This window comes from Stenotrophomonas sp. FW305-3-2-15-E-LB1, assembly GCF_058787375.1.
Genome location: NZ_JBYSZR010000003.1, coordinates 161,327 through 182,396, shown reverse-complemented (window position 1 = coordinate 182,396; position 21,070 = coordinate 161,327). Strand labels below are relative to the sequence as shown.

Below are 21,070 nucleotides of genomic sequence, written 5' to 3'. Positions count from 1 at the left end.
GGTCGATCAGCCGCCGAAGCTGCCGCCGCTGCGGCGGGCGCTGGTGCTGCCGAAGCCACTGCGGCTGGCGGTGACGGCGCGGTTCGGCTCGCTGCTGACCGGGGCCAGGCCGGCCTTGCCCGCACCGATGCCGCTGGCGGTGTTCATGCCACCGGTGCCGCCCGGGGCCGGGCGCGCCCAGCCGGCGTTCTTGTCCTGGTAGGCCGGGGCCGACGCCGGCGCCTGCGGGGCGAGGCCACCGCGGTTGCTCAGCATCTGCGACATGAAGAAGCCCATCATCATCGGGCCGATGAACGAGGTGCCGGCCGAGGTGTGCTGCTGCACGCACTGCTCGGGCTTGTAGTCCTGCTCACAGGCTTCCTTGCTGGCGTACTTCGGCGCCGCATCGGCGGCCTTCTGCTGCGCCTCGGCAAAGGCGTTGCGGCACGAGGACGGGTCGCCCGTCGCCTCGGTGCAGGCCTGCACCGAGGTGTACAGGCCTTCCTGCACCTGCACCTGCTCTTCCTTCTGGCAGGCGGTGAACAGCAGGGGTGCAGCGCTCATCAACAGCAGCGCGGTGGTGCGGGAACGCTTCATGGCGTCATGCCTCGGAGTCGGATCAATTCCCCCAATGATGCCAAATCCGGGCCAACAACCGGAATCGGCAAAGTGGGAAAGATGAACGGAATTTCATTTTCGTTGGCCACCGGGGTCAGAGCCTTCGCGCCGCGATGGGATCCGACCTCGTCAGGTCGCGGCCAACTGTCGGAGGCGGGGTGGGTCCGGTGGCAGAGGTGTGAGCCGCATGGATGCGGCGACCAAGCCCCCATGGACGGGTTCACGGCGTCCCCTGCCACCGGACCCACCCCGCCATCCCACGGATAACCAGCTTTTGACGTTGGCGTTGATTCGGCAGGTGCAGGGCGCAGCCCTGCCGGGCCACCTTCGGTGGTTGCAGCAGCAACCGAAAAAATTGTCCATGATCGAGCGACCCCCACGTTGTACGGCCCGCCCGTTCCGCCAGCCATGCCTGAATACCGCTCCCGCACCTCCACCGCCGGCCGCAACATGGCCGGCGCCCGCGCCCTGTGGCGCGCCACCGGCATGAAGGATGGCGACTTCCACAAGCCGATCATCGCCATCGCCAACTCCTTCACCCAGTTCGTGCCCGGCCACGTGCACCTGAAGGACCTCGGCCAGCTGGTCGCGCGCGAGATCGAGAAGGTCGGCGGCGTCGCCAAGGAATTCAACACGATCGCCGTGGACGACGGCATCGCCATGGGCCACGACGGCATGCTGTACTCGCTGCCCAGCCGCGAGATCATCGCCGACTCGGTCGAGTACATGGTCAACGCGCACTGCGCCGATGCGCTGGTGTGCATTTCCAATTGCGACAAGATCACCCCCGGCATGCTGATGGCCGCGCTGCGCCTCAACATCCCGGTGGTGTTCGTCTCCGGCGGCCCGATGGAAGCCGGCAAGACCAGGCTGTCCGAGCACAAGCTGGACCTGGTCGATGCGATGGTCATCGCCGCCGACGAAAGCGCCAGCGACGAAAAGGTGGCCGAGTTCGAGCGCAGCGCCTGCCCCACCTGCGGTTCGTGCTCAGGCATGTTCACCGCCAACTCGATGAACTGCCTGACCGAAGCGCTGGGCCTGTCGCTGCCCGGCAACGGCTCGACCCTGGCCACCCACGCCGATCGCGAGCAGCTGTTCCTGCGCGCCGGCCGCCTGATCGTCGAACTGTGCCACCGCTGGTACGGCGGCGAGGAAGCAAGCGCGTTGCCGCGTGGCATCGCCACCCAGGCCGCGTTCGCCAACGCGATGACCCTGGACATCGCCATGGGCGGATCCACCAACACCATCCTGCACCTGCTGGCCGCCGCGCAGGAAGCCGAAGTGGACTTCGACCTGACCCACATCGACGCGCTGTCGCGGCGCGTGCCGCAGCTGTGCAAGGTGGCCCCGAACACGCCTAAGTACCACATGGAAGACGTGCACCGCGCGGGCGGCGTGTACGGCATCCTCGGTGAACTGGCGCGTGGCGGCCTGCTGGATACCGGCGTGCCGACCGTCCACAGCCGCACCCTGGCCGACGCCATCGAGCGCTGGGACGTGGCGGTCAGCAGCGAACCCACCGTGCACGACTTCTTCCGTGCCGGTCCGGCCGGCATTCCCACCCAGGTGGCTTTCAGCCAGGCCACGCGCTGGCCCACGCTGGACGTGGACCGCGCCGAAGGCTGCATCCGCAGCGTCGAGCACGCCTATTCGGCCGAAGGCGGCCTGGCCGTGCTGCGCGGCAACCTGGCCGTTGATGGCTGCGTGGTGAAGACCGCCGGCGTGGACGAATCCATCCACGTGTTCGAAGGCAGCGCGCGCGTGTTCGAAAGCCAGGACGCGGCCGTGGCCGGCATCCTCGCCGACAAAGTGCAGCCCGGCGACGTGGTGGTCATCCGCTACGAAGGCCCGAAGGGCGGCCCGGGCATGCAGGAAATGCTCTACCCCACCAGCTATCTGAAATCGAAGGGGCTGGGCAAGCAGTGCGCGCTGCTGACCGACGGTCGTTTCTCCGGCGGCACCTCGGGCCTGTCGATCGGCCACGTCTCGCCCGAAGCCGCCAGCGGCGGCACGATCGGCCTGGTGGAAGACGGCGACCGCATCCGCATCGACATCCCCGCCCGCCGCATCGACCTGCTGCTGGACGACGCCACCCTGGCCCAGCGCCGCGCCGAAGCCGATGCCCGTGGCTGGAAGCCGCGTGAAGCCCGCCCGCGCAAGGTCACCAGTGCGCTGAAGGCTTACGCGCTGCTGGCTACCAGTGCCGACAAGGGCGCGGTCCGCAATACCGCCCTGCTCGGCGATTGAATGGCCGTGGGGTCGGATCCCTTTCGCAGAAAGGGCTCCGACCCCAGCACAGCACAGCACAGCACAGCATCCAGTCTGCTTGAGCCGAATCGCGATGATGGTCCAGTCGTGTGCAGTCGCACCACGGTCGTCCGATCTGCGAGGTTGCCGGCCAGCGGCCGGCACTACCCGTGCCAGTTTGGTACGGTGTCCGGGTACTCACTGACACGGAGGTTGTGATGACGTTGCTTTCGCTTGCCCTGGCCGCTGCACTGGGCACCGCAGCCGAACCGCCGAAGGCGCCAGACTGCAACTACGACCGCGATGCGCTGCTGGCGATGGAACCGGATGCGTTCGATCAGGACCTGGAAGGCGGCTGGCGCCCGCTGGCCGAGCGTGATTGCCAGCGCGAGGCGGCCGACCTGCTTGCCGCTTACAGCGCCCTGCCCAAGGCGGCGGGCAACACCACCATCCTCTGGCATGAGGGGCAGCTGCGCGCCGAGCTCGGGCAGACGGCCCAGGCGATTGCGCTGATGCAGCGCACCTACAAGCCGAAGGACAAAGATCCCGGTTACTGGAATGCCTACGTGGACGGGACGGTTGCGTTCCTGCAGCACAACCGTGCGGCACTGGAGAAGGCCCGCGCGGCCCTGGTCGCGATTCCCACACCGGAGGAATTCGCGGGAGCGTTGAAGGATGGGCGCTACCACTTCACGACGGCAGGCGGGCAGAAGGTGGATGTCGCCTGGCCACCGAACCTGGATGTGCTCGATGGCTTCCTGCGCTGCTTTGATCGCGATTACCACAACGCCTATGGCGACCAGGCCTGCCGGAAGCCGAAGGGCGGTTGAGGCGCTCCGCCGGGCATGGCCCGGCGCTACCTTCTGATCGTCAGCCGATCACGCGCTTGAACGGTGGCAGCGCGTCGATGATGCGCTTGCCGTAGCGGCGGGTCAGCAGCCGCGAATCGAGGATGACCACGCGGCCGGTGTCGGTGGACGTGCGGATCAGGCGACCGGCGAACTGGGTGAGCGTGCGCAGCGCGTGCGGGATGGCGATCAGGTTGAAGGCATTCATGCCGCGCGCTTCCACCCATTCGCTCAGCGTGGCGGTCTGCGGGTCGGTCGGTACCGCGAACGGCACCTGGGTGATGACGACCGTGGTGCAGGCCTCGCCGGGCAGGTCCAGGCCTTCGCCGAAGGAGTTCAGGCCGAACAGCACCGAGCCTTCGCCCGCGGCGACGCGGCGCAGGTGTTCGTCGATCAGCCGGGTCTTGGACATGTCGCCCTGCACCAGCACCTGCTTGCGGCGCGCGGCCGACATCAGGCCGGCCACCTTCTCCATCTTCCAGCGCGAGGTGAACAGCACCATCGAGCCCTTGGCCCAGTCCAACTCCTGGTCGAGGTAGCGCGCCACTTCGCGCGGATGGCCTTCGCGGTCATCGGGCGTGACCGGGAATTTGGGCACGATCAGCTCGGCCTGGTTGGGCAGGTCGAAGGGCGATGCCAGCGAAACCATTTCCGCTTCCGGCGGAATGCCGTTGTCGATGGCCAGCGACTGGAAATCACCGCCGCCGGTCAGCGTGGCCGAGGTCATCACCACCGAATCCACTTCATCCCACAGCAGCTTGCGCAGCACGTGCGCGGCCGACACCGGCGAGCCGTGCAGCACCAGGTCGCCGTCGCGGGTGGCAGTGACCCAGCGCGCGGTGGGTGGCGCACCCTCCTTGTCCTCGCGGCGCCAGGCCTGCCACAGGTTGTACTGCTGCTCGATCATTTCCAGCGCCATGCCGAGGTTGCGCTGCAGGCGCTCGCGCGCGGCGTCATCCGGCTTGCCCTTGGCCACCTGTGCGTTGGCGGCATGGGCCCAGTTGTAGAGGCTGCGGGTGTCGTCGGCCAGCGCTTCGATCGGCTCGCGCCAGGCCTCGGGCAGGCGCCCGTTGGCGGCGCGCCACATCGGGTCCTCGTCGGCCGGCGCCGGCATCCACACCGCTTCCACGTGGTCGCGGAACGCGCGCAGCTGCTTGGCGACGTTGCTGGCCACGTCGATGGCTTCGTTCGGCAGCAGGTTGCCCAGGCGGTCCTTGTCGACCGCGCGGTACGCGCCGGCAATCAGGATCTGCAGGCGGCCGGTGCGCTTGGCCATCTCGTCCAGGGCCAGGCTGGCCGCGCCCTGGTCGATGGCCACGTTGCCGATGTGGTGGCCTTCGTCCAGAACCAGCAGCATGTCCGACGGCGCGGCGATCATCGGCTGTCCATTGTCGCTGTCACCAATGGACAGCGCCGACAGCAGCAGCGCGTGGTTGGTCACCACGATCTGCGCGTCGCGCACGGTGTTGCGTGAGCGCAGCACCGCGCACTGCGCCGAATACGCGCAGCGGCGCCCGGCGCAGGCCGAGGCGGGCGTGGTGATGCGGCTGCGCAGGCCGGGGCTGATGGTTTCCGGCGCGTTGTCGATGTCACCGTCCCACGTGCCGCTGGTGAAGGCATCGGACAGGCGCTTGGCGATGTCCATTTCGATGGGCGCCAGCGGCCGGTCGTACAGCGGCGCTTCGTCCTCGAACATGCCGCCCTGCGCACCCTCGCCCTGCGCTTCGGCGGCGTTGCGCGTGCACAGGTAGCGGGTGCGGCCCTTGGCCAGCGCCACGGTCGCTTCCAGGCCGGTGGCCTTGAGGAAATTGGGAATGTCGCGCTCGACCAGCTGCGACTGCAGCGCCACGGTACCGGTGCTGATGACCAGCTTCTTCTTGCTGGCCAGGGCGATCGGCACGCCCGCGGTCAGGTAGCCCAGGCTCTTGCCGACGCCGGTGGGCGCTTCGACCACGCCGACGCCACCGCTGGTGGACAGCGCACGCGACACCACGCCGATCATCTGGCTCTGCGAGCGGCGGGTAGAGAAGCCGGGGGTGTTGGCCTGCAGCGTCGTGTACGCCTTGCGGATCGCGTCCTTCAAGGCGTCATCGAGCTTGCGCGGGGCGGCGACAGTTTCGGTCACGCCGGGAACTACCGTGGCTGGATCAGGCCGGCCATTGTCGCATGGCCGGCCACCGGGACCGAGGCGCGTGCGCTGAACAGGGTCAGCGGCGTCGGGGGTTGGCGGTCATGGGCTGGATGGCCGGATGGGGCCGGGCCGGATGCGGCGTTGCCAGCCCATCTACGGTAGCGCCGGGCATGGCCCGGCGCTACCGGCCTGCCGCAGGCGGCAGTGGCGGGCGCTGGCGCAGCACGCGCACCAGGGCCCAGACGATCAGCACGATGCCGAAGGCGGTCAGCAGCGACAGCACGAACTGCACACCGCCCAGCACTGCGCTCATCGCCGAGATGGCGGTGAAATCGCCACTGCTGACCAGCCACAGCGGCACCACGTTGGCGACCACGCCGCCGAGGTTGGCCACCAGCAGCAGCACCAGCCCGGCCAGCGCACCGCTGCGGGCCGCATCACGCGGCGCGCCCACCACCCAGACCAGGCCGACGCACAGGGCGATCAGCACCGGCAGGCGCACGCCGATCATGCTCAGCACGCTCAGCAGCAGCGAGGAACTGTCCATCGATCAGTCCTGGCCGGCAAACGCGCCGGCACCGGCACGCAGCTGCTGGTAGACCTCGTCGGTCTGCGGGCGCACGCCGTGCCACTGCAGGAAGCTCTCGGCGGCCTGCTCGACCAGCATGCCCAGGCCATCGACGGTATTGCGGCAGTTGGCCGCGCGCGCCCAGGCCAGGAAGGCGATGGCCGCCTCGCCGTAGTTCAGGTCCACCGCCGTGGTCATCGAATTGACCAGCGACAGCGGCAGCTTGAATTCCACGTCACGGTCGCGGCCGGCCGAGGTGGCGTTGAGGATCAGCTCGAAATCGCCCAGATCGCGCAGGTCTTCCCAGTAGCGGCTGAGCGCGCGGCCCGGTTCGCCCATGGCATCGATCAGTTCGTCGGCGCGTTCCGGCGTGCGGTTGACCACCACCAGCTCGGTGATGCCGGCATCGAGCAGCGCCGGGGCGACGCTGCGTGCCGAACCACCGGCGCCGATCAGCAGCACGCGGCGGCCGCGCAGGTCCAGGCCGTGGCGGTCGGTCAGGTCACGCACCAGGCCGATGCCATCGGTGGTGTCGCCGTGCCAGCGGTCGCCCTTGCGCAGCAGGGTGTTGACCGAGCCGGCGCGGCGCGCGCGCGCGGTCAGCGTGGTGCACACCGAGAACGCGGCTTCCTTGTGCGGCGAGGTGACGTTGGCGCCGGCACCGCCTTCGGCGGCAAACGCTTCCAGCCCGGCGAGGAAGGCATCCGGGGCCAGGTCGATCGCGCGATAGTCGATGCTGATGCCTTCCTGGCGACCGAACGTCGCGTGGATCAGCGGCGACTTCGAGTGGGCAACGGGGTGTCCGAAGACGGCGTAACGATCGGTCATGGAATCCTCAAGCTGGCTAGACTGGTGCACTTTCGTGCAAGGACCCGGATGATGCGCATCACCCCGACCCTGCTGGTGCTTGCCGCCAGTCTACTCTCTGCCCCCGTGGCGATGGCGTTGAACGAGTACGGCATCGAGGGCATGGGCGTGGTCTCCACCCGCGCCGACGAGGGCCGGGCGACAATCAGCGCCGACGGCCAGCGCATCGTCTTCGCCCGCCGTGGCGAGGCCGGCTGGGGGCTGTGGCAGGCACGGGTGGTGGACGGCCGCTGGCAGCAGGCCCAGGCCCTGCCGGTGGGCGTGGCCGGGCAGGCGCTGGACCCTTATTTCAGCCGTGATGGCCATTGGCTGCTGTTCGCCGCCGGCCGCGAAGGCGCGCTGGCCCTGTACCGCGCACCGGTGGCGGCCGATGGCAGCGTGGGCCGCGCACAGGCGTTGGCTGGCAGGGACGATACCCGCGCCGAGCGCGGCGCGGCCCTGAGCGCCGATGGCCGCCGGCTGCTGTTCGCGCGCGACCAGGGCCGTGGCGCGGGCTGGGATCTGTTCGTGGCGCCGCTGGATGCGCAGGGCGTGCGCGGCGCCGCGGTGGCGCTGGCCGGCCTCAACACGGCTGCCGACGAAACCGGCGGCGACTGGCTGGGCAACGACGGCGCGGTGGTGTTCAGCCGAGGCAATGGCGAGGCCGCGCAGGTGATGACCAGCGCCTGCGCCTGGACCGGGGCGGCGCTGCAGCCGCTGGGGCTGTCGTTCAACCAGACCGGCGGCTGGACCAGCGCACCGGTGGTCGACAACGCCAAGCCGGGCGAGATGATGGTGGCCAGCAGTGCCGCCAAGGCACCGCGCGCCGGTGGCGTGGATGTGTACCGCCTGGCGGTGCCGAAGGTGGTGGCCGTGGCCGGGTGCGTGCGGTAGATCCACGCCGGGCGTGGATGACCGTCTGGTAGATGCCAACCTTGGTTGGCACACCCTGGAACGCCAACCAAGGTTGGCGGCTACCGGCGCGCCAGCACCTGCGCGCGCTGCTTCTCGTACTCCACTTCGCTCAGCTGGCCGTTGTCCTTGCGGCGGTTCAGCGCGGCCAGTTCGGCCTGCACGCTTTCCGGCAGGGCCTGCTCACGGGCGACGTGGGCGGCGGCGGAGAGCTGCTCCGGCGGGCGCCGGCTGGCGCGCCAGGCAGCAATGAACACGCCGATGATGATGGCGCCGAACACCAGCGTGCCGGTGCCCCAGATCAGCCATTGCATCCATCCCATTTCCGGTCCCATCGCGTGTTCCTCCGTCCGTCGTGAGCGCTATTGTCAGCGCTCGCGCAGCCAACGCGCCACCTGCGGCGCGAAATAGGTCAGCACGCCATCGGCACCGGCGCGCTTGAAGCCCAGCAGCGACTCCATCACGCAGGCGCGTTCGTCCAGCCAACCGTTGGCGAAGGCGGCCTTCATCATCGCGTACTCGCCGCTGACCTGGTAGGCGAAGGTCGGCACGCCGAACGTCTCCTTCACCCGGCGCACCAGGTCCAGGTAGGGCATGCCCGGCTTGACCATCACCATGTCCGCGCCCTCTTCCAGGTCCAGCGCGATCTCGCGCAGGGCCTCGTCGCCGTTGGCCGGGTCCATCTGGTAGGTCTTCTTGTCGGCCTTGCCGAGGCTGCCGGCGCTGCCCACCGCATCGCGGAACGGGCCGTAGAACGCCGAGGCGTACTTGGCCGAGTAGGCCATGATGCGCACGTTGAGGTGGTGGTCGGCATCCAGCGCACGGCGGATCGCGCCGATGCGGCCGTCCATCATGTCCGAGGGCGAGATGATGTCGGCGCCGGCTTCGGCATGCGACAGCGACTGCTTCACCAGCGCCTCGACGGTGATGTCGTTGAGCACATAGCCCTTGTCATCGATGATCCCGTCCTGGCCATGGGTGGTGTACGGGTCCAGGGCCACGTCGGTCATCACGCCCAGTTCCGGGAAGCGCGTCTTCAGCGCGTGGATCGCACGCTGCGCCAGGCCGTCCTCGGCCCACGCGGCCGATGCATCCAGCGACTTCTGCGAGCTGTCGATCACCGGGAACAGGTCGATCACCGGGATGCCCAGCTCCAGCGCCTCTTCGGCCACCTTCAGCAGTTCCTCGATCGACAGGCGCTCCACGCCGGGCATCGACGGCACGGCGGTGCGGCCGGCCAGCTCGTGCACGAACACCGGGTAGATCAGGTCGTCGGTGGTCAGCGTGTTTTCGCGCATCAGGCGGCGCGAGAACTCGTCATGGCGCATGCGCCGCGGGCGGTAATGGGGATGAGGCATGGCAGGCTCCGAGGAGTGGCTATTGCAACAGGTAGCCCTGCGGCAGCAGGGGTTCGGGCAGGGGGCGTTCGCCGAGCGCGTCGAGCTGGTCGATCTCGATCGTGCGCACCATGGCGTCCAGCGGCAGGTCGTTCGGCTCCAGGCCGAAGGGCTCTTCCATCTCCTCGCCCAGCTGGTCCAGGCCGAAGAAGGCATACGCCAGCACGGCCGACAGCACCGGCGTGCCCCAGCCCAGCGAACTGGCCAGGCCGAACGGCAGCAGCACGCAGAACATCCATGCGCAGCGGTGCAGCAGCAGGGTGTAGGCGAACGGCAGCGGCGTACTGAGGATGCGCTCGCAGCCGGCCTGGATGGAGGACATCGCGTGCAGGCGGTCTTCGAGCTGGGTGTAGAGGATCGGCTCCAGCTCGCCGCTGCGCAGCGCCTGGGCCAGTTCGGCGGCGATCATCGACAGCAGCGCGTCGGGCACGTTCTCGCGCTCGGCCAGCTGCTCGCGCTGCGGCTTGTCCAGCCACGGCAGCGCCACCAGGGCGACGATGCGCCCGCGCAGGCGCGCAGCCAGCGCATGGGCGAAGGCGGTGGTGAGGTAGGCAATGCGGCGCCGGCGGCCGCTGTCATCGGCCAGCAGCAGGTGTACCTGCCGCGCCAGCGAGCGCGATTCGTAGATCAGCTGGCCCCACAGCTTGCGGCCCTCCCACCAGCGGTCGTAGCAGGCGCTGTTGCGGAAGCTGAGGAAGATCGACAGGACCAGGCCAAGCAGGGTGAACGGGGTGACCGAGACCCGCTCGATGCCGAACGGCGGGGCCAGTTCCACCACTGCGGCCACCGCGATGGACAGCACCAGGATGGCAAGCACCTTCGGTGCGATGGCCGGCACGATGGAACCGCGCAGGATGTACAGCAGTTGCCAGCCGTGGGGACGGGAACGAATGATCATGGGGGCAGCCGCGCCAGGCGCGGTTTCACAGGCACGCGGGGGGCTCGCGCAGCCCGGCATTGTACTCCCCTGCCCGGCGCCCGGCCGGGGGCCTGCGACGCCCTGTCGCACCCGTGGCCGCGACCCGGAACATGCCGCTCAGACCATGCTGCTCAGATCACGCCACCGCCCATGCTCAGGCGGACGATGCCGACCAGCACCACGATGCCGTTCAGGACCAGGCCGGTCTTGGCGCGGCCGCGCTTGCTGGGGTGGGTGAAGAGGATGCCGAGCGCAGCGACCACCGCGCCCACGGCGGCAAACGGGATCAGGAACCAGTTGCCCCAGCCCAGCAGCGGGATCAGGGCCAGGATCATCCACAACAGCGCCACGATGCCCCACAACAGACTGATCACACCCATGCCCAGCTCCCCTCAGGTTGGTTTACCCGCCAACCTTAGCCCTTCCCGCGGCTGCCGCCTACCGCCGTTGGCGACACGCTCACCCCTGCCGTGCCAGCATGCGGTCATGGCCCGGGCGCGGGTGTTGGCGCCGATTCAGAGTCCCCGGCCGATGATCCGAACTGTCCTACAGGGGTATACGCCATGAACATCCGTTGGGTCGCGTTGACCGCCATGCTGCTGGCCGCTGCCGGTTGCGCCAGCACCTCCAAGGTCATGCTGGGCCGCGCGCGTGCGCCGATCGACCCGGCGCAGGTGCAGATCTATTCCACCCCGCCGGCCGGTTCGCTGGAGATTGCCCAGCTGGAATCGTCCTCGGCGGTGGGCTTTGGCACCCAGGGCCAGACCGACGCCGCCGTCGCCCGGCTCAAGCGCGAAGCGGCCGCACTGGGCGCCAACGGGGTGATCCTGATGGGCGTAGGCAGCAGCGGCTCGCCGGTCGGCATGTCGGTGGGTGCCGGCAGCTATGGCTCGCACGTGGGGGGTGGCCTGGGCATCGGCATTCCGACCACGCAGAAGCGCGCGGCCGGCGTGGCGATCTGGGTGCCGAACCCGGAGGCGCCGGCGCGGTTGCCGACGCAGACCATTACCCCGCAGCGCTAGGCCGGTAGCGCCGGGCCATGCCCGGCGGCTTTCCCGCTGCGCTCGCCGGGCACGGCCCGGCGCTACCGGTACTTCGGCACGAACTGCTGCTGCACCGCTTCTGCCAGCTGGTCCGGCGGCAGCAGGCCCTGGTCGAGCAGGAAGTTGTTGAACGCCAGGCGGTCGAACTTCGCGCCCAGCGCCAGTTCGGTCTGCATGCGCAGTTCGAGGATGCGGGTGTAGCCGTAGAAGTAGCTGCCCGCCTGGCCCGGCATGCGCACCATGTAGCGGTCCAGTTCCTGGGTGGCCATCGCCTTGGACAGGCCGACCTGCTCGATCAGCACGCGCTCGCCGTTGGCACGGTCGGTCAGGCCCAGGTTGAGCATCGGGTCGAGCATCGCGCGGGCGGCGCGCAGCAGGCGGAACTGCAGCGCGATCATCTGCCCGTCCAACGGCTCGTACGGCACCATTTCCGCTTCGGCATACAGCGCCCAGCCTTCCACGTTCACCGAATTGAACGCGAACATCGTGCGCGCCAGCGACACGCCGCGCTCGACCATCGCGGTGAACTGCAGCTCGTGGCCGGGGCGGCCCTCGTGCGCGCTCAGCGTCCACGCTGCCGAGCCGAAATTGAAATCGTCGTACTGCGCGCCCGGGCCGGCGGCCGGGTTGCCCAGCGGCAGCACGAAGGTGCCCTGCTGCCCGGTGTTGTTGACCAGCGGCGCCGGCAGGAAGTGCGGGGCCGGGCTGGCCGCACTCTCCGCCGCCGAACCCAGGCGCATCTGCATGGCGCGCTTGGGCACATCGACGATGCGGTGTTCGCGGATCAGCGGATCGATCGCATCGATCACCTTGCGGTAATGGCCTTCCAGCTGGTCATCGGCGATCTTGTCGGCCTTCAGCGCGCGGATGACCGCCACCGGGTCGCTCGGGTCGGCCACCTTCAGGCCCTTCTCCTTCGCCACCAGCGGCGCCAGCTGCTGCATCGCCGAGCGGGTTTCCATGAATTCCAGCTGGGCGCGCTGCATCAGCAGCTTCGGGTCGATGTCGATGCCGACCTGCTTGAGCTGGAACGCATACAGCGGTGCCGGCAGGCGTGCATCGGTACGTGCCTTCGGCAGCACCTCCTTGCGGGTCCAGGCGGCGTAATCCTTCATCTGCGTGGCCAGGGCCTTCATCGCCTCATCGGCGCCGGCCACCTGGTACTTCTTCAGCAGCGACTCGATGCCGGTGATGTAGGTCTCGACGTTGTCGAGCGACTGCTGCACTTCGATCTGGGTCGGCTGCAGCAGCGCGCTGTCGCCCAGGCGCTCTTCGTAGCGCTGGCGGGCCAGCGTGGTGAACGCGATGCCGCCCGGCTGCAGGCCCGCGTAGGCCTTGAGGCGGTCCAGCGCCTTGGCGCGGCGCTCGGCCGGCACCTGGTCGGACAGCAGCAGGTTGAGGCCGCTGAACACCGTCTGCGGTGCATCACTCCACGGCAGCAGGTACTTCTCGTTGAGCTCGCTGCCTCCGATGCTCTGGTCGGCAGCGTGGATCATGATCGCCAGGTCCTGGCGGACATTGGGATCCTTCTCGGTGGCCAGCTTCGCCTTCAGCTCGTCGCGGGCCTTGGCCGTCGCGGTGCGGAAGCGCTTGCCGTTGTCGGGGCCGAGGTCGGCCACCTTGTCGTCGTAGCCGGGCACGCCGAAGAAACCCGTCTGTTCCGGCTGGAACGGCCCCTGCGCATCGAGCAGGATCTGCGCCAGCGCATTGCTGCGGGCCACCCAGGCCGCACTGGCGGGGGTGGCCGCCTTGGCAGCCGGTGCGGCCAGGGCCGGCGGGGCGGACAGCAGCGGGGCGGCGGTCAGGGCCAGGGCAACGGCCAGCGCGATCGGCTTCATGGAACACTCCGGGAAAGGGGTGATCGCAACTTACGCGCTCGCGGCGATGGCGACAATCGGCTGGAGGTCACGGGGTCGGCAGGCAGCGACCGCCCTGGTAGATGCCCACCCTGGTGGGCAGCGTTCGGGGCAAGGGCTGTCGATCAGCTGCAGCGCTCGCCGGCCTTGGCAATGACTGCCGCACTGGCGTCCTTGGCCTTCAGCCGTTGAAGCAACCCGTCGCACGCCAGACGCTCGCCCGGCCGTTCCGCGTAGATCAGAAGCTCGCCGGCCCGATCCACGCCATCCAGGTAGAGCACTCGACAATCACCGGCACTGGTATGGATTTTCATGGCGCGAATGTCTGCGGCCTGCTCGCCGGTGCCCGTCGCGCCCTCGCACATTCCCCCGTAGTAGGCACCGCTCATGAGCGCGAAAACAGGTTTCGCCTGCAGCTCACCCAGGCGATCACTGCTGTTGCAGGCCGCCAAGACTGATGCCGTGCCAAGCAGGACGAGAAGTTCAGGTCGCATGGATTTACCTGATACCAGAGGGGATGTTGATGATCTGCTCATCCGACCAGCGACGGATCAGAAGATCGACATCGTGATCAAATGAATCACTCCGGCTGATGTGCTTTCTGACATCGCCAGCCATCACCTGATCAGGATCCAGAAAGGACAGCTCAACCAGCTTCAACAGCAGATCCTTGCTTGGAGACCGTCTCAACCACCAATGGAAGACGCTGTTTCTGTCGTGTTCCGACGAGCTCTCCATCCCCGGCGTGTATGTGGAGAGGAGTTGATCGATCAACTCATCGGGCAACAGGTTGTACTCCTGCCATTTGGCAGGGAACTCCATCATTTTCAAGTACGCGCGCTTGTCCATCAGTTTCCTCCCCAGGATGGTGGACCAATGACCTCGATGAGCGCCGCACCTACAACGCAATGGCTTCGCTGCACCCACCGCGCTCACGGCATTCCTGCAGCGCGCACTCGCCGGCGGCTTCGGCATCGTCCAGCGCGGTCAGGTCGAAGGTCGCCTGGTCCTCGCCCAGCACGTACATCACCGGGTAATCCCACACATCATTGCGGCGGGTGCCTTCCACGATCAACCGGGCGCGCCCCTGTGGCCCTTCCAGGCCGACAACCAGGCCCAGATCACGCTCGCCATTGACGGTCATCTGCGTGATGCTCAGCGGTATCGCATCGGCAAGCAGTGGCTCGCCAAGCACCTGTGCCACTTCAATGCTGCAACCCGCGCGACGCAACGCTTCCTGCATCGGTGGGCTTTCGCGTACGGCCTCGCTCCAGCGCAGCACGCTCCAGATGATGATGCCGCCGCCCACGCCCAGCAACAGCAGGACAGACAGCGGTATCGCCCAGCGCCAGTGGCGGCGCCACCAGCCGGCGCTGGCCGGCCGATAGCCCGGGATCGGGGTTGGCTTTTGCATCGGCGGGCTCCTTCCCGTGCGTCCGTCAGGGCTTCAGGCAACGGTCCAGGAAGGCCTCGGCAACGCGGTAGCGGTGCAGCGCATCAGCGCCGGACAGGCCGTGCTTCGCACCCGGATAGGTCATCAGTTCGAACGGCTGGCCGCGCTTCTGCAGCGCGCTCATCAGGCTGGTCGAGTTGGTGAACAGCACGTTGTCATCGGCCATGCCATGGATCAGCAGCAGCGGCGAGCGCAGGCCCTCGATGTGGGTCAGCACGCGGGCTTCGCGGTACCCGGCCTCGTTGCGCTTGGGCAGGTCCATGTAACGCTCGGTGTAGTGGCTGTCGTACAGGCCCCAGTCGGCGACCGGTGCACCGGCCACGCCGCAGGCATAGCTGTCCGACGCCTTGGCCAGCAGCATCAGGGTCATGTAGCCGCCGTTGGACCAGCCCTGCACGCCGATGCGCGCCGGGTCCACCCACGGCTGCTGCTTCAGCCAGGCCACGCCGCGCAGCTGGTCGGCCACTTCCACCGTGCCCTGCCTGCCGTACAGCGCGCCGCCGAATTCGCGACCACGACGCGGCGTGCCGCGGTTGTCCAGCGAGAACACCACGTAACCCTGCTGGGCCAGGTACTGGTTGAACAGGTGGTCGCCACGGCCGGGCCAGCTGTCGGTGACGGTCTGGCTGGCCGGACCGCCATACACGTACACCGCCACCGGGTAGCGCTTGGACGGGTCGAAGCCGGCCGGCCTGATGATGCTGTAGTTCAGCGGGGTCTTGCCGTCGGCCGCGGTCAGCGTGCCGAACTCGATCGGGCGCTGCGCATCGCGGTAGCGCGCGTACGGGTGCTTGGGATCGGCCAGGTCGTTCTCGAGCAGGGTGGCGATCTTTTCGCCATTGGCACGGAACAGCTCGATCTGCGGCGGCGTGGTGCTGTTGGACCAGGTATCCACATACACGCTGGCGTTGCGCGCGAAGCTGGCAGTGTGCATGCCCGGCGCCTTGGACAGGCGCTGCGGCTGGCCCCCCTGCAGCGACACGGCGTAGATCTGGCTTTCGCGCGCCGAATCGATGCCGGCGCGGAAGTAGGCCTTGCCGGCCTTCTCGTCGACGGCCAGCAGTTCGTCCACTGACCAGTCACCCTGGGTGAGCGCGGTGGCCTTGCCCTTGGCATCGATGCGGTAGAGATGCTGGAAACCGGTGCGCTCGGACGACCACAGCACGCTGCCATCGTCGAGGAAGCGCAGGCTGTTGTGCAGCGGCACCCAGGTCGGGCTGGTCTCGTGGGCCAGCGTGCGCGTGCCGTTTCCAGCCAGGTCGACTTCGACCAGGTCCAGCAGCTTCTGGTCGCGCGACTGGCGCTGGTAGGTGACGCGCTGGGCATCACGCCAGTCGACGCGGGCCAGGTAGATGTCCTGTTCCTTGCCCAGGTCGATCCAGCGCGGCGTGGCGGCGGCGGCCGGCGCGATCACGCCCAGCTGCACGCGCACGTTGGCATCGCCGGCGGCCGGGTAGCGCTGTTCGACCACATCGGTGCGGTCTGCATAGACCTCGTAGCGCTTCTGCACCGGCACCGGTGCTTCATCGATGCGGGCAAAGGCAATCGCCGAATCGTCCGGCGCCCACCAGTAACCGGTGTGGCGGTCCATTTCCTCATCGGCGACGAACTCGGCCACGCCGTTGCCGATGGTCGCGCTGCCATCGGTGGTCAGCTGCAGCTGCTTGCCGCTGGCCAGGTCGATCACCCACAGGTTGCGGCCGCGGATGAAGCTGACGAAGCCGCCCTTGGGCGACAGCTTGGCGTCGGTGGCGAAGCCTTCGCCGTGGGTCAGCTGGCGCACGGCGGCTGCGCCCTGCTGCTTCAGGTCGTACAGGTACAGTTCGCCGCCCAGCGGGAACAGCAGGCGCTGCGCGTCCGGCGACCACTGGTAATCGACGATGCCGGTCATCGCGGCGATGCGCTGGCGCTCGCGGCGGGCCTTTTCCTCGTCGCTGAGGGTCTCGGTGCCGGGCAGCACCACCTTCGAGTCGACCAGCAGGCGGGTCTGGCCGCTGCCGATGTCATAGCTCCACAGGTCCAGCTGGTTGCGGTCGCTGTCCTTGCCGCGCAGGAAGGTCACGCGCGAGCCGTCCGGGGCCACCTTGGGCTTCATCAGGGTCGGGCCGGACAGCGGCAGCGGGCCGGTGATGGCTTCCAGGGTGAGTTTTTCAGCGTGGGCGGCAGTAGTGGTGGCGAGCATGAGGGCGAGCGAGGCGAACAGATGGCGCATGGAAGGTCCCGGCAAACGGCAGGTCCGCCGCGCGCCACGCGCACAGCGGTCATGCCCCCATCCTAACCAAGCCCGCCGGCGAAGGCAGCATGACCTTCTGCCCATGGCGCCGTGCCGACCAGGAGTGCCGAACAGGAGTGCCGACCAACGGTCGGCACCTACCGTCCGGGGATCAGCGCTGGCCGAACAGGTGCTTGCGCTCTTCCTCGCTCAGCGGCTTGCCGGCGTTGGGGTTCACCTGCTGGCGCAGGGCATAGGCGCGCTGGGTGGCCGGGCGCGCGGCGATGGCGTCGTGCCAGCGCTTCAGGTTCGGGAAGGCGGCGAAATCGACCGGAATCTTGTCGTAAGCGCCAATCCACGGGTAGCTGGCCATGTCGGCGATGGTGTATTCATCGCCCGCCAGGAAGGCGTGATCGGCCAGGCGCTTGTCCATCAACCCGTGCAGGCGGCGCACTTCGTTGTCATAGCGCTCGACGGCATAGGGGATCTTTTCCGGCGCGTAGACGTTGAAATGGCCCATCTGGCCGCTCATCGGGCCCAGCCCGGCCATCTGCCAGAACAGCCATTCCAGGGTGGTGACGCGGCCACGCGGGTCGCTGGGCAGGAACTGGCCGCTCTTCTCGGCCAGGTACAGCAGGATGGCGCCTGATTCGAACACGCTCTGCGGCGCGCCGCCATCGGCCGGGGCATGGTCGACGATGGCCGGCATCTTGTTGTTGGGCGAAATGGCCAGGAATTCCGGCTTGAACTGGTCACCCGAGCCGATGTTGACCGGATGGATGCGGTACTCCAGGCCGGCTTCCTCCAGCAGCAGGGTGACTTTGTGGCCGTTGGGGGTGGGCCAGTAATACAGGTCGATCATGGCGTCGGCTCGGGGTTCGGAAGGAACCTGAAGTCTAGTGCGAACGTTGGCTTGGCACCGTCATGGTGGGCCGGTAACCTCGCCACTCCCTCGAAACGCAGCATCCCCCGCATGAGCGCAAACCGTCTGCCGCCCTCCCCGCTGTCCAACCTGATCTTCGCCTCGCGCTGGCTGCAGCTGCCGCTGTACCTGGGCCTGATCGTGGCGCAGTGTGTCTATGTATTCCTGTTCGGCAAGGAACTGTGGCACCTGATCACGCATTCGGTGTCGATGGGCGAGCAGCAGATCATGCTGATCGTGCTGGGCCTGATCGACGTGGTGATGATTTCCAACCTGCTGGTGATGGTGATCGTGGGCGGCTACGAGACCTTCGTGTCGCGCCTGCGCCTGGAAAACCACCCGGACCAGCCGGAATGGCTGAGCCACGTCAACGCCAGCGTGCTGAAAGTGAAGCTGGCGATGGCGATCATCGGCATCTCCTCGATCCACCTGCTGAAGACGTTCATCGGTACCGGCGCCCTGGGCGGCATTCCTCTGTGCGCGCCGGAGCGCATGGCCACCGCTGTAGCCAACATCGGCGAACAGACCTGCGCCACCCTCACCGCCGAAGGCGTGCTGTGGCAGACCATCATCCACTGCGTGTTCATCCTGTCGGCCATCGGCATCGCCTGGACCGACAAGCTGATGTCGGCCGGCCACGACAAGGCCGAGGGCCACGCCAAGCCCGCCGGACATTGACCTGACAAGGCGATGGCGACACCCCATGTCGCCATCGCCCCTGACCCACCCTTGTACGCAAGGGTGGGCGGGATGCTAGATTGCACGCTCGCCGTTGCCGGCGGCGGCGTCGGGAAACGCCAGCCGCCACGCCCGGACACCGGTCCCGGCCATGCAGATCCACGGCTTACGTAACGTCGTCTTCTAAAGGGGAGCAGGATGTCGCACGTCGCAATGAACGCTGCCGCGCGCCGGTGGGTACCGGTTGCCCTGGCACTGGCACTGGCCGCCTGTTCGGGCAAGGAAGAAACGCCGGCACCGGCCGCCGACGGCGCTGCCGCGCCCGCCGCCACGCCTGCCGCACCCGCCGTGGCGGCCAAGGTGCAGTCGATGGGCACCGAGCAGCTGCGCGATTCGGCCAGCCGCGCCTTGGCCGAGAACCGCATGTACGCGCCGGCCGGCGACAACGCCATCGAGTACTACCTGGCGCTGCGCGACAAGACGCCGGACGACGCCTCGGTGAAGAGCGCGCTGACCGACCTGCTGCCCTACACCCTGATTGCCGCCGAGCAGCACCTGGGCCGCGAGGACTTCACCGAAGCCCAGCGCCTGGTGGCGCTGATCGAGAAGGTGGACCCGTCCGCGCCGGCCCTGCCGCGCCTGAAGGAAGGCCTGACCAAGGGCGTCCAGGTGGCTGCCAAGCGCACCGAGGACGAGACCGCCAAGGTCAAGAAGGATGCCGAGGACCGCGCCAGGCAGCTGGTTGAACAGCAGCGCCTGGCCGACCAGCGCAACAAGGAAGCCGAAGCGGCCAAGCAGATTGCCGCCCAGCAGGATGCAGCCCGCCGCGACAGCGAGCGCCAGGACGCCGAACGCCAGGCCGCCGCCCGCCGCGAGGCCGAACAGAAGCAGCAGCAGGCCGCTGCCCAGCAGGCCAGCGCCGCGCGTGCCGCCGCGGGCACCGCCGCGCCGACCCTGCGCCCGGTCAGCACCCCGGCCCCGCGTTACCCGGCCGAGGCCCTGCGCTCGAGCACCTCGGGCGAAGTGCTGGTGGAAATCACCGTCGGCACCGATGGCTCGGTGACCAACGCCCGCGTGCTGCGCGCCACGCCGTCGCGCGTCTTCGACCGCGAAGCGCTCAATGCGGTCAAGCGCTGGCGCTTCGAGCCGGTGGGCGCCCCGGTCACCACCCGCCGCACGCTGGTGTTCGCCCCGGGCGGTTGATGCCCCCAGGGTAGCGCCGGGCCACGCCCGGCGAGAGGTCATCATCAAGGCCCGGAGCGATCCGGGCCTTGTTTGTTTCAGCGCCCGCCGTCGATCAATCGCTGCAGCGCCGGATCGCGCGCCGCCATTACCTGGAAAAGGCCGAGCGCGTGCAATGCCGGCAGCAGCTCGCGCAGATCGGCCTCGGCTGCGGCACGGGTGGCAGTGCTGCCGGCCGGATCCTGCCAGTCGAGCACGCTGGCGAGGAAGGCGCCGACGCTGCCCTTGCGCACGGTCAGGCCGTGCACCTGCACGTCGTCCTGATGATCGGGAAGGATGTCCTGCGGTTTCATGGGAGTGGGCTCCTTGGGATGAACCGCCAGTGTCAGGCTTGCAGGGCGGCCGTTCTGCCGTATAACTGCCACTTCATATGGCAGATCAGCCAATCCAGGCACCGTTGATCCATCCCGCGCTGGCCGATGCGGCTGCGGGGCCGTGGCTGCTGGGCGCACAGCTGGCGATGGAGGGCACGCGCCGCACGCCGCGCCACCAGCACGCACGCGGGCAGTTGCTGGGCGCGCGCCACGGCCTGCTGCGCATCGAAGCGGGCGACCAGCACTGGCTGCTGCCGGCAGGGCACGTCGCGTGGGTGCCGCCTGGCCTGCCTCATGCACTGGCCAGCCTCGGCGTCTTCGATGGCTGGAGCCTGTACTTCAGTGCTGCCGCCTGCAACGCACTGCCCACGGCCGCGCGTGTGTTCCAGCCCAGCGTACTGCTGCAGGCGGCCGTGCCCCGCGCGCTGCAGTGGCAGCACGGTGCATTGGAGGATGCGCAGTCGAGGTTGGCAGGGGTCATCGCCGACGAGATCGCCGCGGGTCTTCCGTTACCGCTGGCGCTGCCGCAGCCACGCGACCGCCGCTTGCGGCGCATTGCCGCCGCGCTGGCGCGTGCACCGCATGACGGGCGCAACGTGGAGGAATGGGCGGCCGCCAGCGGCCTGTCCGGCCGCAGCCTGGCTCGCCACTGGTTGGCCGAAACGGGCATGCCGCTCAGCCACTGGCGGCAGCGACTGCGCGTGCTGCTGGCGCTGCCCCGCCTGCTGGCCGGGGAAACGGTCATCGAGGTTGCGCTGTCGATGGGCTATGACACGCCCAGTGCGTTCATTGCCGTGTTCAAGCGCGAGATGGGGGTGACACCGGCGCGCTATGGCGTGGGGTGAAGCCCGTCATGGCGGATCGGATGACAACGAGGCCCGGCAT

22 protein-coding genes are annotated in these 21,070 nt (G+C 68.5%); 7 read left to right on the top strand and 15 right to left on the bottom strand.

Annotated features, from left to right (window positions below; translation table 11 throughout):
• Positions 1–6: 6 nt before the first annotated feature.
• Complete coding sequence (locus AC3WL7_RS04080; RefSeq protein ID WP_079224108.1) at positions 7–576, bottom strand: DUF1190 domain-containing protein; 570 nt, start codon at positions 574–576, stop codon at positions 7–9.
• 429 nt (positions 577–1,005) lie between these two features.
• Between AC3WL7_RS04080 and ilvD the strand changes: the two genes are divergently transcribed.
• Complete coding sequence (gene ilvD / locus AC3WL7_RS04075) at positions 1,006–2,844, top strand: dihydroxy-acid dehydratase (protein ID WP_492749435.1); 1,839 nt, start codon at positions 1,006–1,008, stop codon at positions 2,842–2,844.
• 218 nt (positions 2,845–3,062) lie between these two features.
• Positions 3,063–3,674, top strand: a complete 612-nt coding sequence (locus AC3WL7_RS04070) for a hypothetical protein (protein ID WP_492749433.1) — start codon at positions 3,063–3,065, stop codon at positions 3,672–3,674.
• Between the two features lie 40 nt (positions 3,675–3,714).
• On the opposite strand, the gene dinG is transcribed toward AC3WL7_RS04070, so the two are convergent.
• From dinG to aroE, 3 genes are all read right to left on the bottom strand, one after another.
• Positions 3,715–5,817 (bottom strand): ATP-dependent DNA helicase DinG, encoded by a 2,103-nt coding sequence (gene dinG, locus AC3WL7_RS04065; protein WP_492749431.1) that lies wholly within the window; start codon positions 5,815–5,817, stop codon positions 3,715–3,717.
• 187 nt (positions 5,818–6,004) lie between these two features.
• Positions 6,005–6,370 (bottom strand): hypothetical protein, encoded by a 366-nt coding sequence (locus AC3WL7_RS04060; protein ID WP_079224116.1) that lies wholly within the window; start codon positions 6,368–6,370, stop codon positions 6,005–6,007.
• A gap of 3 nt (positions 6,371–6,373) precedes the next feature.
• Positions 6,374–7,219, bottom strand: a complete 846-nt coding sequence (aroE, locus tag AC3WL7_RS04055) for a shikimate dehydrogenase (protein ID WP_492749430.1) — start codon at positions 7,217–7,219, stop codon at positions 6,374–6,376.
• 48 nt (positions 7,220–7,267) lie between these two features.
• Here aroE and AC3WL7_RS04050 point away from each other — a divergent pair, with 48 nt between their 5' ends.
• Complete coding sequence (locus tag AC3WL7_RS04050; RefSeq protein ID WP_492749429.1) at positions 7,268–8,131, top strand: TolB family protein; 864 nt, start codon at positions 7,268–7,270, stop codon at positions 8,129–8,131.
• An 80-nt stretch (positions 8,132–8,211) separates the two neighbouring features.
• On the opposite strand, the gene AC3WL7_RS04045 is transcribed toward AC3WL7_RS04050, so the two are convergent.
• The 4 genes from AC3WL7_RS04045 to AC3WL7_RS04030 form a co-directional block, all read right to left on the bottom strand.
• A complete protein-coding gene (locus tag AC3WL7_RS04045; RefSeq protein WP_312735674.1) occupies positions 8,212–8,484 on the bottom strand; it encodes a gas vesicle protein GvpG in 273 nt (90 codons plus the stop codon).
• Positions 8,485–8,517: 33 nt separating this feature from the next.
• The gene (gene hemB / locus AC3WL7_RS04040; protein WP_079224123.1) at positions 8,518–9,507 is read right to left on the bottom strand and encodes a porphobilinogen synthase; all 990 of its coding nucleotides are present in this window, start codon (positions 9,505–9,507) and stop codon (positions 8,518–8,520) included.
• A gap of 19 nt (positions 9,508–9,526) precedes the next feature.
• Complete coding sequence (locus AC3WL7_RS04035) at positions 9,527–10,444, bottom strand: bestrophin family protein (RefSeq protein ID WP_108747636.1); 918 nt, start codon at positions 10,442–10,444, stop codon at positions 9,527–9,529.
• 152 nt (positions 10,445–10,596) lie between these two features.
• On the bottom strand, positions 10,597–10,845 hold the full coding sequence (locus AC3WL7_RS04030) for a hypothetical protein (protein WP_079224127.1): 249 nt from the start codon (positions 10,843–10,845) through the stop codon (positions 10,597–10,599).
• A 183-nt stretch (positions 10,846–11,028) separates the two neighbouring features.
• Between AC3WL7_RS04030 and AC3WL7_RS04025 the strand changes: the two genes are divergently transcribed.
• On the top strand, positions 11,029–11,487 hold the full coding sequence (locus tag AC3WL7_RS04025) for a hypothetical protein (RefSeq protein ID WP_108759174.1): 459 nt from the start codon (positions 11,029–11,031) through the stop codon (positions 11,485–11,487).
• 62 nt (positions 11,488–11,549) lie between these two features.
• Here AC3WL7_RS04025 and AC3WL7_RS04020 read toward each other — a convergent pair whose 3' ends face one another.
• The 6 genes from AC3WL7_RS04020 to AC3WL7_RS03995 all read right to left on the bottom strand — a co-directional run bounded on the left by AC3WL7_RS04020 (position 11,550) and on the right by AC3WL7_RS03995 (position 17,891).
• A complete protein-coding gene (locus AC3WL7_RS04020; RefSeq protein WP_492749426.1) occupies positions 11,550–13,346 on the bottom strand; it encodes a DUF885 domain-containing protein in 1,797 nt (598 codons plus the stop codon).
• Positions 13,347–13,489: 143 nt separating this feature from the next.
• A complete protein-coding gene (locus tag AC3WL7_RS04015) occupies positions 13,490–13,858 on the bottom strand; it encodes a hypothetical protein (RefSeq protein ID WP_492749424.1) in 369 nt (122 codons plus the stop codon).
• A 4-nt stretch (positions 13,859–13,862) separates the two neighbouring features.
• Positions 13,863–14,213, bottom strand: coding sequence for a hypothetical protein (locus AC3WL7_RS04010; RefSeq protein WP_492749423.1), 351 nt, complete (start codon positions 14,211–14,213; stop codon positions 13,863–13,865).
• Positions 14,214–14,262: 49 nt separating this feature from the next.
• Positions 14,263–14,778: a cytochrome c oxidase assembly factor Coa1 family protein gene (locus AC3WL7_RS04005; RefSeq protein ID WP_492749422.1), complete on the bottom strand. Its 516-nt coding sequence runs from the start codon at positions 14,776–14,778 to the stop codon at positions 14,263–14,265.
• Positions 14,779–14,803: 25 nt separating this feature from the next.
• On the bottom strand, positions 14,804–17,029 hold the full coding sequence (locus AC3WL7_RS04000) for a S9 family peptidase (protein ID WP_492749421.1): 2,226 nt from the start codon (positions 17,027–17,029) through the stop codon (positions 14,804–14,806).
• A 172-nt stretch (positions 17,030–17,201) separates the two neighbouring features.
• A complete protein-coding gene (locus tag AC3WL7_RS03995) occupies positions 17,202–17,891 on the bottom strand; it encodes a glutathione binding-like protein (protein ID WP_492749420.1) in 690 nt (229 codons plus the stop codon).
• A 111-nt stretch (positions 17,892–18,002) separates the two neighbouring features.
• Between AC3WL7_RS03995 and AC3WL7_RS03990 the strand changes: the two genes are divergently transcribed.
• Positions 18,003–18,629: a TIGR00645 family protein gene (locus tag AC3WL7_RS03990; RefSeq protein ID WP_079224140.1), complete on the top strand. Its 627-nt coding sequence runs from the start codon at positions 18,003–18,005 to the stop codon at positions 18,627–18,629.
• Between the two features lie 198 nt (positions 18,630–18,827).
• Positions 18,828–19,832, top strand: a complete 1,005-nt coding sequence (locus AC3WL7_RS03985; RefSeq protein ID WP_492749418.1) for an energy transducer TonB — start codon at positions 18,828–18,830, stop codon at positions 19,830–19,832.
• Between the two features lie 77 nt (positions 19,833–19,909).
• Here the strand turns inward: AC3WL7_RS03985 and AC3WL7_RS03980 are convergent, their stop codons facing one another.
• The gene (locus AC3WL7_RS03980; protein WP_492749417.1) at positions 19,910–20,164 is read right to left on the bottom strand and encodes a hypothetical protein; all 255 of its coding nucleotides are present in this window, start codon (positions 20,162–20,164) and stop codon (positions 19,910–19,912) included.
• Positions 20,165–20,241: 77 nt separating this feature from the next.
• Between AC3WL7_RS03980 and AC3WL7_RS03975 the strand changes: the two genes are divergently transcribed.
• Positions 20,242–21,030 (top strand): AraC family transcriptional regulator, encoded by a 789-nt coding sequence (locus AC3WL7_RS03975; RefSeq protein WP_492749415.1) that lies wholly within the window; start codon positions 20,242–20,244, stop codon positions 21,028–21,030.
• Positions 21,031–21,070 lie beyond the last annotated feature (40 nt).